Below are 15,676 nucleotides of genomic sequence, written 5' to 3' on the forward strand. Positions count from 1 at the left end.
AGGTGATGTCATGTCGAGCAAACGCACCATTAGCGCAGGGATTGGATTGGGGCTCGTTTTAGCAGTTAGCGCTGTTTTGATGGGCTCGCCGTGGGGGGTTGCGGTCTTGATCGTATTGGCGATGACTGGGTTTGCGGTGTGGGCCGCTAGCCAGTCGCTGCCGATCGCCTCTTTGGTCGGCGAAGAAAAACCACATGCATCCCCATTGGATGAGTTTGCTCGAACTTGGCAGGACTTATTGCGCGATTTATTGCCAGTTTGGCGGCGTAATATCGAAACCAGCCGCGAGCAAACGGAAAATGCCATTGGTAATTTGGCAACACGTTTTAGTGAAATCAATCAGCAATTGCATCGTGCGGTGCAGTTGTCGAGCGGTGGCCAGGGTGGCCAAGGCGCGATTCAGCAGATTATTACTGATGCGCAAACTCAGCTTAGTGCCATCGTGACTTCGCTCAATCAATCGGTGCAAGCTCGCGAATCGATGCTGAACGAGATTCATGGATTAGCTAGCTTTACCGGCGAATTAAAAAACATGGCCAGCTCGGTCAGTGCCATTGCTAATCAAACTAATCTCTTGGCGCTCAATGCCGCCATTGAGGCGGCGCGGGCGGGGGAGTCCGGGCGTGGTTTTGCAGTGGTGGCCGATGAAGTGCGCAAATTGTCTAATCTATCGGGCGACACTGGTAAACACATCACCAGCAAAGTAGAGCTGATTCATCAGGCGATGAGCAACACGCTATCGATGACGCAGCAACTCTCCGAGGAAGAAAGCCGCATGATTGCGAACGCCGAATCAGTGATCGAAGGCGTGATTGCCAGCTTTCAGCAAGCGGCAGTCTCACTCAATGAAAACGTGGCAATGCTGGAGGCCGAAAGCCGCGCAGTGAGTCACGAAGTTGAAGATGTCTTAGTCAATTTGCAGTTTCAAGATCGGGTCAGCCAAATTCAAGGCCACGTAGTCGCCAATATGAATAAATTGCACGAGCACATGAGCCAAGCCGATTTAAGCCGCGCTCAATTTGTTTTGCCCGATAAGCAACAATGGCTTACCGAACTAGAGCGCACCTATACCACCATGGAGCAAAAGGCGCTGCATCATGGTTCATCAGGCTCAACGAGCAATACCCCTGCAACATCGGTTGATTTCTTTTAAGGAGGCAGTATGGCAAAGACCATTCTGATTGTGGACGATTCATCCAGCTTGCGCACCGTGGTCAGTATTGCCCTCAAAGGCGCGGGTTACGATGTCATCGAGGCGTGTGATGGCAAGGACGCATTAAGTAAATGCAACGGCCAGAAATTCAATCTGATCGTTTCCGACGTCAATATGCCCAATATGGACGGCATTACCTTTGTTAGCCAATTGAAACAAATGGCAGCCTATAAATTCACCCCCGTGATTATGCTGACCACCGAGGCCGACGAGAGCAAAAAAGCTGCGGGTAAAGCTGCAGGTGCCCGCGCTTGGGTCGTTAAGCCATTTCAGCCGCCAATCTTGCTCGATGCCATTGCCAAATTGGTTTTGCCATAGGGGGTTGTCATGCTGAAAACCATTACGCTTGACGGTGAGCAAACCATTTATCAAGCAGGTGAAACGCACCAACTGTTTGTACAGGCGTTGAAAGATTCGGAGCAAGAGATTGTGGTCGATTTATCGCACATTACCGAGGCCGATAGCAGTTTGCTGCAAATCTTGATCTGGCTGCAACACGAAGGTGTGCGTCTCAATCGACCTGTGCAATTGCTCAACCCATCGCATGCCATAAAAGACGTGATCGGCTTGCTAGGGCTGCACGCCTCGTTCCCGGCTGATTTTGGAGCTACATCATGAGTCAAGATTATGATCACGCCATCCCCGCTTTTCTGGATGAAGCCAACGAGCTACTGATCGCGATGGAAAGCATCTTGATGGAGGTGCAAGGCAACCAGCCCGATGATGAGCAGCTCAATGCTATGTTCCGGGCCATGCATACCATCAAAGGCTCATCGGGTCTGTTTGGCCTAGAGCCGATTGTGTATTTCACGCACGAAGCAGAAAATATTTTGGATGCACTGCGTTCGGGCGAGCTGCAATTTGACGATGAGCTCAGTGGCTTATTGCTGCAATGTCACGATCATGTAAAGGCGATGTTGGCCGTGATTGATGATCGCGTGCAGCTACAAGCCATTCAGCATCCGCCCTTAATCGAAGAGCTGAAAGAATATTACCAACGCCATACCGGCGTAACTGCCGCTGCCGACGTGGTGCAGAGCGAGCCTACTGAGGCGGTGGCGGCGCATAGTTGGCTGTTGTCCTTGCGCTTTGCAGGGGATGTGCTGTGTAACGGCATGGATCCGCTGTCGTTTATTCGCTATCTCAAATCGATCGGCCAAATCTCTGCCATCGAGCCGGTTCTTACGCGTTTTCCGCAGGGTGAAGCATTCGATCCCGAAGTGAATTATTTGCGCTACGAGCTGATTTTTGCCGGCGAAGTGGAATTAGCAAAGTTATACGACGTGTTCGAGTTCGTGCGCGAAGATAGCCAAATCCATATTATTCCCTTGCATGAGGCAGCCACCTCGTTCCAATTGATTACGGCTGGTCAATCGCCCGAGGAGTGCCAGGCCGTGGCTGAGGCGTGGCTGAAGTTGGGAATTGGCGTTGATCATGCGGTGGCATTTGCGCCAACGCCGTCGGCGATGGCGAGCGAAGACGCCGTCGCACCTGAACGCACCTTTGCGCTAGCGGCCAAAATTGCTAGCGGTGCCGTGGTGGTGAAAACCGAGCAAAAAGTGGCTAAGCCCAGCGAGACCAAGTTCATCAAAGTTGAAGCGAGCAAGCTGGATAATTTGATTAATTTAATCGGCGAGTTGGTCATTGCTGGGGCAGCCGCGAATCTGATCGCGCGCAAATCGGGGCAAAGTGCGCAAATTGAATCGACAGCCACCATCGCCAGCTTGATCGAGCAAATTCGTGCCGGCACTTTATCGATGCGTATGGTGCAGATCGGCGAGATTTTTGGCCGTTTTCCACGCGTGGTGCGTGATGTATCCAAAGAATTAGGCAAAAACATCGAGCTACATATCAGTGGAGCGGAAACCGAGTTGGATAAATCGATGGTGGAAAAGCTGGGCGATCCACTAATGCACATTGTGCGCAACGCGATCGATCACGGCATTGAAGCGGCCGATATGCGCGAGCAAGCGGGTAAGCCGGTAGTTGGTAATGTCTGGCTCAATGCCTACCACGAGTCAGGCAGTATTGTGATTGAAGTGGCCGACGATGGTGGCGGCCTGCGTAAGGACAAAATTCTCGCTAAAGCCATCAGCAATGGCTTGATCAGTGCAGATCAAGTATTGAGCGATAGCGATGTGTATAAGCTGATTTTCGAGCCTGGGTTTTCTACCGCCGAGCAAGTGAGCAATATTTCGGGTCGTGGCGTCGGGATGGATGTTGTCAAACGGGGCTTGGAAGCATTGCGCGGCACGATTGATATCGATTCTGTTGTGGGTGAAGGCACGCATTTTCGGATTCGCCTGCCGCTAACCTTGGCGATTATCGACGGCTTCTTGGTGCAGATTGGCAAATCAACCTTTGTGATTCCGCTCGAAGTCGTCGTCGAATGTATCGAGCTGCCAGACGACATTAGCTCGGACGGCACCCACGCTTACCTGAATTTGCGCGGCGAAGTTTTGCCCGTCTTGAACCTGAGCGAGTTTCTCGAATTGGGTGAGCCGCCGGGCAAGCGCCAAAATGTGGTCGTCGTCAATTATGGCGAGAGCAAAGCAGGCTTGTTGGTTGATAGTTTGTTGGGCGAATTCCAGACCGTGATTAAGCCACTTGGCACCCTCTTTAGTCATCTACGGGCAATTAGCGGCTCAACCATTTTGGGCTCGGGCGAAGTGGCACTGATTTTAGACGTTCCCTCATTGATTCAATTTGCAACCCAAAAAGAAAGTGAAGCTTTTAATCATTCAGCTGAAGTATCGAAGTAAAAGATAGCCAACGGGTATATCTATATATGCCTTTATTTTATTGGCTTGTTGGCTTATACCCAATGAATATAATCTGGTTTTGGAGATGAACATGAACAAGCAAATGTCGGTTGCCACCCGTTTGATTTTGGGCTTCGGTATTGTACTGGCCCTATTGGTATTGTGTGTTTTTGTTGCCATGCGCGGATATAGCTCGCTCAATGAAAGCTTGAGTGAAATTGTGAATGACAATAACTACAAAATGGCCAACGCCAGAAAGATGGTTGCGGCAGGGCAAGAAATGCGCGCGCATTATCGCACCGTGATCATTGTGACCGATGATGAGGCGGCCAACCAAAAAGCCGTTGATTCGTACAATAAAGCCAAAGCGCGTTGGGACGAAGGTTTAAAAAATCTAAAGGATAAAATTTCTCAGACGGGACGACCTGATGAAAAAGAAATCCTTGCCGAAATTGAAAAATTATTGCCTGAGGCGCGTGCGTCTGCGGATCAAACTATTGTATTAGGGGCGCAAGATCGTACCGAAGAAGCAAAGGCCTTATTGCTTGCTAAATCGAGCCCACTGAATGCAACTCTAAATGACGCTGTTGATAAAATGGCAGATTTAGAAACCGCGATTAATGACGAAGCGGCAAAAGAAGCACAACTCCAATACAACTCCTCAGTCAATCAATTAATCACCGTGGCCGCAGTCGCCATTGCAGCCGCTTGTTTGATCGTATTCCTGATTGTGCGCAACCTGACTCGCACCTTGGGCGGCGAGCCGCATTATGTGGCCGAAATTATGCGCGAATTTTCGAATGGCAATTTGATGGTTAAGGTTGATTTAAAACCGGGAGACAACTCCAGCTTGGCTGCGTCGATTGCCCAAACCTTGGAAAAGCTGCGCAATATTATTAGCGATGTGAAATCCAGTGCTGATAATTTGTCGTCTGCCTCGATTCAGCTGAGCTCAACCTCGCAATCGCTGTCGCAAACGTCGGCGCAATCGGCGGCCAGCGTGGAGCAAACTTCGGCCTCGATCGAGGAAATGTCTTCATCCATCAATCAAACCAGCGACAACGCCAAAGTTACCGAAAGCATCGCCAATAAAGCCGCGCGCGAAGCGGCTGACGGTGGCGAAACTGTGCGCCATACCGTGACTGCAATGCGCCAAATCGCCGACAAAATCAGCATTATCGATGACATTGCCTATCAAACGAATCTGCTCGCGCTCAACGCCGCGATTGAGGCTGCGCGTGCTGGCGAGCAAGGTAAAGGCTTTGCCGTGGTAGCGGCCGAAGTGCGTAAATTGGCCGAGCGCAGCCAAGTGGCGGCGCAAGACATTGGCGAGGTGGCCAGCAGCAGCGTGAAACTGGCTGAACGCGCCGGTGAATTGCTCGAAGAGATGGTGCGCTCTAGCTCGAAAACGGCTGATTTGGTACAGGAAATCTCCGCCGCCGCCACCGAACAAGCCACTGGGGTGAATCAAGTTAATTCGGCTGTGCAGCAAATTAATACTGCCACCCAGCAAAACTCGTCTTCGAGCGAAGAATTGGCATCTACCGCAGAAGAGTTGAGCGGTCAGGCCGAGAACCTGCAAGATTTGATTTCCTTCTTCCGCATTGATGACACCCCAATGCGTCGGCGTAATGGTGCGCGTCGTAGCAATGCGAATAACGGCTCCACCGCGGTGACAAAAAGTTATGTGCTAGGTAATAAAAGCAGTTCGGATGTGGATGAAGGTGATTTCACCCGTTTCTAATGATGGTCAAGCAAGCGGTGCGCGAGTTGCACCGCCACGATTTGCACATCAAACAGGAGAAGCATGATGGGAGCATTAGCCCTCAAAACGGGAAAAAATCAAAGCGCAGCCACTGAAGTGCATTTGGATATTTCCCAATATTTAACCTTTCAATTGTGCGGCGAAACCTTTGCCATCGGTATTTTGGCGATCAAAGAGTTATTGGAATATATGCCAATGACCCAAGTGCCAATGATGCCTAGCTTTGTGCGTGGGGTGATGAATTTGCGCGGAGCTGTCGTGCCGGTGATTGATTTATCGCTGCGCTTTGGCAAGGGTGAAACCATGGTACAACGCCGTACTTGCGTGGTGATTGTTGAAGTTGAGCACGAAGGACAGCAGCAATATTTTGGTGTGTTAGTGGATGCTGTGCATGAAGTACTGGCGATTCCCGATTCAGACATCGTTGCCGCGCCGCAATTTGGCAATCACATTCGCAGCGACTTTATTGCTGGCATGGCAAAGGTGCAAAACAAGTTCGTTGTATTGCTTGATTTGAGTCGTGCCTTGTCGGTGGAAGAAATGTCGCAATTGGCGATGATCGATGAGGCTAGCTTGGAGTTCGCCGAGGAGATCGCGAGTGAGCATGGCAATGCGGAGCATGATGGGCTATGAATTTGAGCGATGCGACGTTTCAGCGCTATAGCCAGTGGATGAAGGCACAAACAGGCGTACACCTGGCCGACATCAAAAAAACCTTGGTCAATCAGCGCTTGATGCGTCGCCTGCAAGCACGCAAAGTCGATACGTTTGAAGCCTATTTTCGGATTTTGACGCACAAAGATGAAGAGGCCGAGCGACAAATCGCGCTGGATTTACTCACGACCCACGAAACATTTTTCTTTCGAGAGCCCAAGCATTTTGAATGGCTGAGGCTATTCCTAATGCGTCCACGCCCCAATTCGCAAGTTTTGCGGATTTGGAGTGCGGCGGCTTCCAGCGGGGAAGAGGTCTGGAGCATTGCCATGATGCTCTCTGATTGCATGGGAATGAATGGCAATTGGCAATTGTTGGGCACCGATATTAGTCAGCCCGTTCTGGATAAAGCGCGGGCGGGCCATTACGTGATGAATCGCTGCGATGGTATTCCACGCAACTATTTGAAAGAGTATTGCTTAAAAGGGCAGGGTAAGCAGGCGAATACCCTGTTAATCATGCGGGAATTACGTCACCGTGTTGATTTTAAAGTGATCAATTTGAACGAAGATTTGCCCAGTATGGCGCCATTTGATGTGATTTTCTTGCGCAATGTGCTGATATATTTTGATGCGGACACCAAAATGAAAGTGGTGCAACGGTGTCTGCAAAGGCTGCAGCCCAATGGTTATCTCATCATTAGCCACTCAGAAAGTATTACGGGGATATTTTCCAATTTAAAACTGATTCAAGCTGGAATTTATCAAAAAATACAATAATCCCCTGCAATGTGATGCCCGCATTGGGGGAGGGGAAGCAAAATGGCGATACAAGTCATGCTGGTCGATGATTCGGCCGTGGTGCGGCAGGTGCTGACTCAGGTATTCAATAGTGCCAGCGGCATTGAGGTGATGGATGTGGCGCATGACCCCATCATGGCAATGGAAAAACTGAAAAAACGTTGGCCCGATGTGATTGTGCTCGATGTGGAAATGCCAAAAATGGACGGCATTACCTTTTTGAAGCATTTGATGAGTACTCACCCCACGCCAGTGGTGATTTGTTCCTCGCTCACGCAAAAAGGCGCAGACGTCAGTATGCAGGCCTTAGCGGCTGGTGCTGTCGATGTGATTGCCAAACCCACGGGTGGGGTGAAGTCTTTTCTGGAAGAAAATAGCAAAATGCTGATTGATGCAGTGCGCGGCGCATCAATGGCAAAAATGAGTCAAGTTCATGCCGGATCGACTGCCAAATTAGTGAATAAATCAACGGATGGTGCGGCGGCGGTCATTCCGAATGTCCGCGCTAAACTCAGTGCCGATGCAGTATTGGCTGCGCCAACGGGCAAGGCAGTGTTTTCTACGACCGAGCGGATTATTGCGATTGGAACGTCGACGGGGGGCACACAAGCGCTGGAGTCGATCTTGACCCAATTACCCCGTACCTGCCCCGGTATTGCGATTGTGCAGCATATGCCAGAGCAATTTACTGCGGCCTTTGCCAAACGTTTGAATTCAATTTGCCAAATTGAAGTCAAAGAGGCGGTTGATGGAGATCGGATCATCCCGGGACGCGCGATTATCGCCCCTGGTGGCCGCCATATGACGATTAAACGCAGTGGCGCTTTTTATCATGTCGAGGTAATTGATGGCCCGCCGGTGAGCCGCCACCGCCCTTCGGTGGATGTATTGTTTCGCTCTGCCGCGAAATCGGCTGGCCGCAACGCCTGGGGCATCATCATGACCGGAATGGGGGATGATGGTGCGAAAGGTTTAAAAGAAATGCACGACGTCGGAGCACACACTATCGCGCAAGATGAGAAAAGCTGCGTTGTTTTTGGGATGCCTAAAGAGGCGATCAAATTGGGTGCCGCGGCAGAAGTGATGCCATTGGCGCAAATTACGCAATCCATTGCAAAACTCGGCTAATCCAAGGTGAAACGGGACATGCCAACCCCACATCCGCAATTAAAAACGGTCATTGTGGTCGATGACTCCAAAATCCAAAACCAACATGCGGCAGAGGTCTGCCAAGACTGTGGGTTACAGGTATTGGGCGTCGCTTACGATGGTCTGCATGCCTTGGAATTATTGAAATCAATGCCATCGTTGCCTGACCTAATGATTGTCGATCTGGATATGCCGGTGATGGATGGCATTTCGCTGATTCAGAAGTTAGCCGAAACGAATCAATACAGTGCCTTGCTGATTCTCAGTGCCCGTGAAATTGCCTTATTGTCGTCGGTAAAAACGATGGTGAAGGCTTATGGTTTGCCGGTCGTGGATGCATTACAAAAACCATTGAATAGCGATGAGTTAAACGCCGCTTTAACACGTTATCGTCAACGCGTGATTCCAAAAGCCCCGCTTGTGCATCAGCCTAAAGTCGTCGTGACGGTTGCAGATATTGTGCATGCGATTGTCAATAAAGAATTTGTCGCCTATTTCCAGCCCAAGATTTTTTTGAAAAATGGCATGATCAAAGGTGTAGAGGCGCTAGTTCGTTGGCAACATCCAGAGAAAGGGATGATTTACCCTGACGACTTTATCCCAATGGCTGAAGAGCATGGCTTGATTCATGATATCACCCTGCAAATGCTCGAATACACCTTGCACTGGCTCGATTATTGGGCGAGTTATGGCTTAACGTTAACCGTTGCGATCAACCTATCGGCGGGTGCTTTGACCGATTTATCCTTGGTCGAGCAAATTAGTTCGATGGTCGAAAAGGCTGGCGTGTCCCCAAAACAAATTACGCTGGAAATTACTGAAACTGCAGTCATGGCCGATGTGGCCTTATCGTTGACCACTTTAGCGCGGCTGCGCTTAAAAGGCTTTGGTCTTTCAATTGATGATTACGGCACCGGTTTTTCCTCAATGCAGCAGTTATCACGGATTCCATTTACTGAGCTAAAAATTGATCGCTCTTTTGTCGATGGCGCCAGTGAAAGCTTGCAGCTAGAGCATATGGTGAATATCGCGATTGATACCGCACGTACGATGGGGTTGAGCTGTGTGGCCGAAGGCGTAGAAACGCCGGCAGATTGGCAGTTATTAAAAGATTTGGGTTGTGATATTGCACAGGGTTATTTAGCGGCAAAACCAATGCCTGGTGAAGCCTTGATTCCTTGGATTAAATCTGAAGGTAAACGGCTGCGAGATCTATAGGTATTGCTATCAATGCATTGCCAATACTGATCTTTGGTTGCATACCTTAATGGGGTAGTGATGAACAGATTGAGCTTAAAGGCGAAGTTCTGCGGTTTGGCGCTCCTCAGCCTGATATTGATGTTGCTACTGGGATTATTCGCTCTCTGGACTTTCCAACAGCTGCTGGATCGTGAAGAAGCTCGCCAAGAACATATGCGTGTGATTACTCAAGCCGACAAAGCCTTGCTTGATGGCGGCTTAATGTTTAAGCAGCAAGTGCAGAGTTGGAAAAATATGCTGCTGCGCGCATCAAAGCCGCAGGAATATGCCACACAGAAAGATAAATTTATGACTTTTGAGCGGCAAGTGCAGCACGCTCTAACAAGCGCCCGCGACATGGCCGGCTTGACCCGACAGCAGCAACAGGACTTCGATGCCTTAATACTGGCGCACAAGCATTTGGGCGAATCGTATCGGCAAGCTTTGCAGCGCATCGATGTGAATAACCCCGCATCCGCGCTGGAGGTGGATAGCTTAGTCAAAGGCATTGATCAGCCCTTTACCGACGCATTGCAGGCGCAAATTGCAACCCACGCTCACAGCTATGCAGTGCTACAGTCGCAAGACGCCAAAGCCACCTTGGCAGATTTAGCACAGGCGCGGCAGCAAATAGTGCGGCTGATTATCTTGTGCATTGTGCTGTTATTTTTGGCCTTGTACTTTATTTTATCGAGCGTACTACGCCAAATTGGTGGAGAGCCGCGCTATGTTGAAGTCATCGCAAAATCGGTGGCCGAAGGTGATCTCACCGTTAAAATTCCCAATCATTATTCGCCAAGTATTTTGTCGCATTTGCAGACTATGGTGGAGCAACTCTCCGATCATATCGTGAATGTCATTCACACCAGCCGAGCGCTTGAGAAGCTTTCAGGGCAGGTGGATCAGGCCGCGGCAGAATTGGCGCGTAATGCCAATGAGCAGGCGATTGCTGTCGAGCAAAATAGCTCGGCGCTCGAGCAAACCTTGGTGACGGTGCATCAAAACACTCGGCACAGCCAGTTATTATCACGCTTGCTTGATATGTCGCCCGAAGTGGCCGACCTGATCGATGAAATTAACTATGCATCGAAAGAGCAAACCAGTAGTTTGCAGCATGCAAGTCATAATCTGATGCGATTGGCGCAAGTAACGCAACAAAATGCCCAGCAATCTGAAAAGCTCAGTTTGGCTGCGAGTAGCTTGGCGGCGCAAACGCGGGATCTTGATGACTTAATCGGCCGCTTTAAAACCAACCGTCATCATGCGCGGGAGAAACGACATGGCCATTAAAGTCATGATTGTCGATGATTCATCAATCGTGCGGCAGTTAGTGCAGGAAGTCCTCAGCAAAGAGCGTGATATTGAAGTGATTGCGACCGCATTTGACCCAATTTTTGCTCGGGAAAAAATGAATAAGCAATGGCCTGATGTGTTATTGCTTGATATCGAAATGCCGCGCATGGATGGAATTACCTTTCTTAAACAAATTATGGCGGAGCGTCCCACGCCCGTGGTGATTTGTTCGTCGCTTACTGAAAAGAATGCTAATTTGACCATGCAGGCACTTTCTGCTGGCGCCTTGGGGGTGATCAACAAGCCCGCTATTGGGTTTAAGGATTATATTCAAGATTCGAGTGCCGATTTAATCACCGCAATTCGTGCCGCTGCGCAGGCCAAAATGTCACGAGTGCGTACCGAAGCGCTCGTTCCTCCCCCCAGTAAACCCAAGCCGCTACCGACGAAACCTAGCCCAAGCGATCCTTTTAAGCGCGCCACGCCAGTGGCCCCAGCTTCGGCTTCCAGCTCCAGTTTTGCCCAGCAAGCAGCGAGTAAATTTAGCGGCATGAATGAGCGCATGGGCTCACCCAAATTGAGCGCCGACTCGCTACTCCAAGCCCCCAGTCAGGCGGAGCGCATCCCCGCCACGGCCAAAATTATTGCGATTGGTACATCAACGGGCGGAACGCAGGCCTTGGAAGCGATTTTGCCCAGATTGAAGAGCAATTGCCCCGGCTTGGCGATTGTGCAGCATATGCCCGAACGTTTTACCGCCAGCTTTGCCACCCGGCTCAATAGCTTGTGCGAGATCGAAGTGCGTGAAGCGCAAAATAACGACAAAATTTTGCCCGGTTTGGCCTTAATTGCGCCGGGGGGGAAACATTTAGTGATTCGGCGCAGTGGGAGTCAATACTATGTGGAGGTGATGGATGGGCCGCTGATTACCCGTCATCGCCCATCGGTCGATGTGTTATTTCGATCTGCCGCCTTAGCGGCAGGTCCCAATGCTGTGGGCTATATTTTGACAGGCATGGGCGACGATGGCGCGAAGGGGTTGAAGGAAATGAGCGATGCTGGCGCGATTACGTATGCGCAAAATGAAGAAACCTGTGTGGTGTTTGGTATGCCTAAAGAGGCCATTTTACAAGGCGGCGCCTCAGAAGTGATCGCCTTGGAAGAGGTTGCCAATTCGATTGCTCGTTATCGTTAACAATCAGCAGTGATTGACTCAATTCACTGTATTTTCATCTATATTGAATGACCGCTTGATCGGAGTGCAACAGTGAGTATGCCTGAGCTATCGAACAATCAACCGATGCGCATCATGGTGGTTGACGATTCAAAAGTACAACTTCAGTTCGCTGTAGATCTGTGTACTGCACAGGGCTGGTCGGTTGTTGAGATGGCTTCCGATGGGCTGGAGGCATTGCTAAAATTAAAGCAATTGGGTGATGAGTCGCTCGATTTGTTATTGCTTGACTTAGAAATGCCTGGCTTGAATGGGATTGATTTATTGCAAGAGCTTGCTCGGTTAAAGCTGACCTTACCCATCTGCATTTTGAGTTCACGTGAATTGGGATTACTTGAATCGGTTAGCCAAATGGGCTTGCAGTTGGGCTTGAACATTATTCAAGCGATTCAAAAACCGCTACAAGAGCAGGCCCTTAAATCATTGCGCTTCTCGCCACAAGTGCAGATAAATGCGGCAATCACAAGTCTGAGTTCCGAAGATTTTCAGGCGGCGCGTGGTAATTTACAAACTCGCTATACACCATGCGTATCGCTCGATACAGGGCTCATCCATCATTTAGTGGCCCGTTTGGTTTGGATTCATCCGCAGCTTGGTATGCTCAGCCCACGTCAATACGCGCTTGAAATTCAATCCGACCGACTTTTTCTGCAAACAATGCAGCAGCATCATGAAGAAGTATTCGCGCAAATTCAGTCTTGGAAGTCGAGTGGATCTTCGATGGCTGTACAGCTCGATTTGCCATGGCAAAGTATGAGCCGAGCGCTGCACGCCCGTAATTTACTCAACCAAATTCAGGATTTAGGTATTCTGGAAACAAAGTTGACTTTTGAAATCGAGATGCCGCTGAATGATGGTGAATTTACCCAGCATTTAAGTGCTCTTAATTTATTACGCATTCAAAATGTGGGCTTGGCGATTCGCGATTGCGCATTGGAATTTGATTGGGTCAAGCAAGTACGGCAAGTGCCGTTTAATCACTTGGTCTTGGCTTGCGATGCCTTGGCTCAGCGTGAGCATGATTCGCTGCTGCCCATTTTGCTCGAGAATACAGTTCGTTTAGCGCGGCAGCTGAATATGAACGTGCACGCCGAGGGACTCAATACACTCCAAGACTGGACATTTTTGCGTCAAATGGGTTGTCACTCAGCCCAAGGCGCCTTGGCGGGTAATTTAATGCGCGCTGAAGATGTGATTCCATGGATGAAAGAAAACTTGGCTTCACTGCGGCAGTTGGCTGAGCAAGCGCATTCGGTGCCGAGCAGCATAGCGCATCATTAACCATAGCGTTGCTGAGCAACCACAGCTAAACCACATCCCACACTGCCAAAGTGATCCCCTTCAACAGTACGCGCGCTTGGAAAGGCTGCTGCTAAGGTATGGCGTAGCGCCGGTACGGCTGACGAGCCGCCAGTGAAGAACAAGGTGTTGACCGCTTCAGGGGCAACACCGGCTTGGCTCAAGGTTGCCAGCGCGGCGTTGCAAACGCGACGTGTCTCTTGCGCAATTGCATTTTCAAACGTACCGCGACTAATTTGTGCCACCAAACCTTTTTCAGCTTCTGCCAAATCCAATTCGGTCATCAATTGATCGGATAGTGCAATTTTGGCCGCTTCAACGCGCATCGCCAAATGATGACCCGCTTGATGTCGTACCACATTCAATAGCCGCTCAAAGCGAATTTTATCGACGACTTCGGGCGAAATATCCTGAAAAGTGCGCCACATTTTGCGTGTATAGGCAAAATTGATGGTATGCCATGTGGCGAGTTGAAAAAATACGCTATTGGGAAATTCGGCGTTATTGCTCAGTAAAGAGCCCATGCCTAGCTCTGGCATCACGCCAGAGAGTGATAGGCGCTTATCAAAATCTGTACCCCCAATATGTACCCCGCCACTAGCCAACAAATCTGATGATCGGTCGGCCATACCCCTGCGTTCAGGTGATAGACGCACGAGTGAGAAATCGGAAGTGCCGCCGCCAATATCGACAATCAGGACTAATTCTTCTTTTTCGATGCGTTGTTCGTAATCATGCGCCGCAGCAATCGGCTCGAACTGAAAGCTGACTTCTTTAAAACCTAGTCCACGCGCAATTTCTTCCAATGTGGCTTGAGCTTGATCGTCTGCAGCTTGATCGTCATCGACAAAATGAACTGGGCGGCCTAGCACCACAGCATCAAACTGTTGAGATGCCGATTGTTCGGCGCGGCGTTTTACTTCACCGATAAGTTGGCCAATCAAATTTTTGAATGACAAATGGCGCCCGCCAATTTCGGTACCGGCATCCATCAAGCTGCTGCCGAGTAGGCTCTTCATCGAGCGCATTAAGCGGCCCTCATAGCCCTCAAGGTATTCAGCTAGCGCTGCTCGCCCAAATGCCATGGTGTCTTCTTCTACATTGAAGAAAACAGCAGAAGGTAAAGTTAATTTACCTTCTTCCAGCGCTAGCAAATGTGCGCCACTGGCGGCCACTATCCCTGCGGTTGAGTTGGAGGTGCCAAAATCGATACCGCAAGCAGAAGCAAATTTTTGAGTCATGTGAATAGACGCGCGCGCAAAAGAAATGCGGATTGCATTCTTTGGCAACGAAAACGAACAATGGAAAGGGCGTGGAAGCCTACGCTGCTTACGCAGTAACGTCAAATCGGCCAGCTTAGCGTGATCGCGACTCCTTGAGTCCAGCTAAATAGAGACTTACGCGGTTTTGATGATGATTTACAGTGAATTGAGCATCTGACACTACTATTTTTGCAATACAATAGCATTTGGGCTGATATTGGATTTGGGCAAGCGATGATTTTCTTCTGTGGCGACACGCATGGTCGGTTTGAGCATGTGATCCGCGCGGTGCGTGAGCATCGACCGGACGCCATTGTATTGCTTGGCGATATTCAAGCACCAAAACCTCTGAATGAGGTACTGGCCGAAATTTTAGACCTCACTGAGGTGTGGTATATCCACGGAAACCACGATACAGATACCTTTTACGACTATACCAATCTGTTTGACTCCAAGTTGGCCGATCGCAATTTGCATGGTCGCGTGGTTGAAATTGCAGGTGTACGCGTAGCGGGGCTGGGGGGGATTTTTCGTGGCCAAATTTGGATGCCGCCCGCGCATCCAAATTACCCAAGTCAGGCACATTATTTAGCGCATTGCGGGCAAAGCAATTACTGGCGTGGCGGTTTGCCGCGCAAGCATCGTAGTACGATTTTCTATACGGACTACCAAGCGCTCGCGCAAGAACAAGCTGATATTTTGGTCACGCATGAAGCGCCTAGCTGCCATCCATATGGTTTTCATGCGCTCGATCAGTTGGCGCATAAGCTGGGGGTGAAAAAAACTTTTCACGGCCACCAGCACGATTGCCTTGACTATCGTCCGCACGATTTGCGCTTGGGCTTTCAGGCGTATGGGGTCACTTTGCGTGGCATCACCGACCAGAATGGCAAGATCATAGACGTTGGCATTTTGCCTAGCGACTAAGTGTACCGCAGTATCTCCTCGCGTCATCTCCTGCTTCTTTGAGTGTGTTAGCGCTCACATCGGCTATTCATCCTCGATT

The 15,676-nt window shown here is 49.9% G+C and carries 14 protein-coding genes; 13 read left to right on the top strand and 1 reads right to left on the bottom strand.

Going from position 1 to position 15,676, the window contains the following annotated elements:
• The first annotated feature begins 10 nt into the window (after positions 1 to 10).
• The 12 genes from NT239_10685 to NT239_10740 all read left to right on the top strand — a co-directional run bounded on the left by NT239_10685 (position 11) and on the right by NT239_10740 (position 13,390).
• Positions 11 to 1,153 carry a methyl-accepting chemotaxis protein gene (locus NT239_10685; GenBank protein XGA70245.1) on the top strand — a complete coding sequence of 381 codons (1,143 nt, stop codon included), beginning with the start codon at positions 11 to 13 and terminating at the stop codon, positions 1,151 to 1,153.
• 9 nt (positions 1,154 to 1,162) lie between these two features.
• Positions 1,163 to 1,531 carry a response regulator gene (locus NT239_10690; protein XGA70246.1) on the top strand — a complete coding sequence of 123 codons (369 nt, stop codon included), beginning with the start codon at positions 1,163 to 1,165 and terminating at the stop codon, positions 1,529 to 1,531.
• A gap of 9 nt (positions 1,532 to 1,540) precedes the next feature.
• Positions 1,541 to 1,831 carry an STAS domain-containing protein gene (locus NT239_10695; GenBank protein XGA70247.1) on the top strand — a complete coding sequence of 97 codons (291 nt, stop codon included), beginning with the start codon at positions 1,541 to 1,543 and terminating at the stop codon, positions 1,829 to 1,831.
• Positions 1,828 to 3,975: a chemotaxis protein CheA gene (locus NT239_10700; GenBank protein ID XGA70248.1), complete on the top strand. Its 2,148-nt coding sequence runs from the start codon at positions 1,828 to 1,830 to the stop codon at positions 3,973 to 3,975. The genes NT239_10695 and NT239_10700 overlap by 4 nt, the downstream gene beginning before the upstream one ends.
• 91 nt (positions 3,976 to 4,066) lie before the next feature.
• A complete protein-coding gene (locus NT239_10705; protein XGA70249.1) occupies positions 4,067 to 5,719 on the top strand; it encodes a methyl-accepting chemotaxis protein in 1,653 nt (550 codons plus the stop codon).
• 63 nt (positions 5,720 to 5,782) lie between these two features.
• On the top strand, positions 5,783 to 6,373 hold the full coding sequence (locus NT239_10710; protein ID XGA70250.1) for a chemotaxis protein CheW: 591 nt from the start codon (positions 5,783 to 5,785) through the stop codon (positions 6,371 to 6,373).
• The gene (locus tag NT239_10715) at positions 6,370 to 7,173 is read left to right on the top strand and encodes an SAM-dependent methyltransferase (GenBank protein ID XGA70251.1); all 804 of its coding nucleotides are present in this window, start codon (positions 6,370 to 6,372) and stop codon (positions 7,171 to 7,173) included. The genes NT239_10710 and NT239_10715 overlap by 4 nt, the downstream gene beginning before the upstream one ends.
• Before the next feature lie 42 nt (positions 7,174 to 7,215).
• On the top strand, positions 7,216 to 8,322 hold the full coding sequence (locus NT239_10720; GenBank protein ID XGA70252.1) for a chemotaxis response regulator protein-glutamate methylesterase: 1,107 nt from the start codon (positions 7,216 to 7,218) through the stop codon (positions 8,320 to 8,322).
• Positions 8,323 to 8,340: 18 nt separating this feature from the next.
• Positions 8,341 to 9,561, top strand: a complete 1,221-nt coding sequence (locus tag NT239_10725) for an EAL domain-containing response regulator (protein ID XGA70253.1) — start codon at positions 8,341 to 8,343, stop codon at positions 9,559 to 9,561.
• 60 nt (positions 9,562 to 9,621) lie between these two features.
• Complete coding sequence (locus tag NT239_10730) at positions 9,622 to 10,872, top strand: hypothetical protein (GenBank protein XGA70254.1); 1,251 nt, start codon at positions 9,622 to 9,624, stop codon at positions 10,870 to 10,872.
• Positions 10,862 to 12,070 (top strand): chemotaxis response regulator protein-glutamate methylesterase, encoded by a 1,209-nt coding sequence (locus tag NT239_10735; protein ID XGA70255.1) that lies wholly within the window; start codon positions 10,862 to 10,864, stop codon positions 12,068 to 12,070. The genes NT239_10730 and NT239_10735 overlap by 11 nt, the downstream gene beginning before the upstream one ends.
• Positions 12,071 to 12,148: 78 nt before the next feature.
• Positions 12,149 to 13,390 (top strand): EAL domain-containing response regulator, encoded by a 1,242-nt coding sequence (locus NT239_10740; GenBank protein ID XGA72800.1) that lies wholly within the window; start codon positions 12,149 to 12,151, stop codon positions 13,388 to 13,390.
• Here NT239_10740 and NT239_10745 read toward each other — a convergent pair.
• Positions 13,387 to 14,649 (bottom strand): Hsp70 family protein, encoded by a 1,263-nt coding sequence (locus NT239_10745; GenBank protein XGA70256.1) that lies wholly within the window; start codon positions 14,647 to 14,649, stop codon positions 13,387 to 13,389. The genes NT239_10740 and NT239_10745 overlap by 4 nt on opposite strands.
• 255 nt (positions 14,650 to 14,904) lie before the next feature.
• On the opposite strand from NT239_10745, the gene NT239_10750 reads away from it, so the two are divergent.
• The gene (locus NT239_10750) at positions 14,905 to 15,597 is read left to right on the top strand and encodes a metallophosphoesterase (GenBank protein ID XGA70257.1); all 693 of its coding nucleotides are present in this window, start codon (positions 14,905 to 14,907) and stop codon (positions 15,595 to 15,597) included.
• The last annotated feature ends 79 nt before the right edge of the window (positions 15,598 to 15,676 follow it).

Source organism: Chitinibacter sp. SCUT-21 (genome assembly GCA_041874755.1).
Taxonomy (GTDB): Bacteria; Pseudomonadota; Gammaproteobacteria; order Burkholderiales; family Chitinibacteraceae; genus Chitinibacter.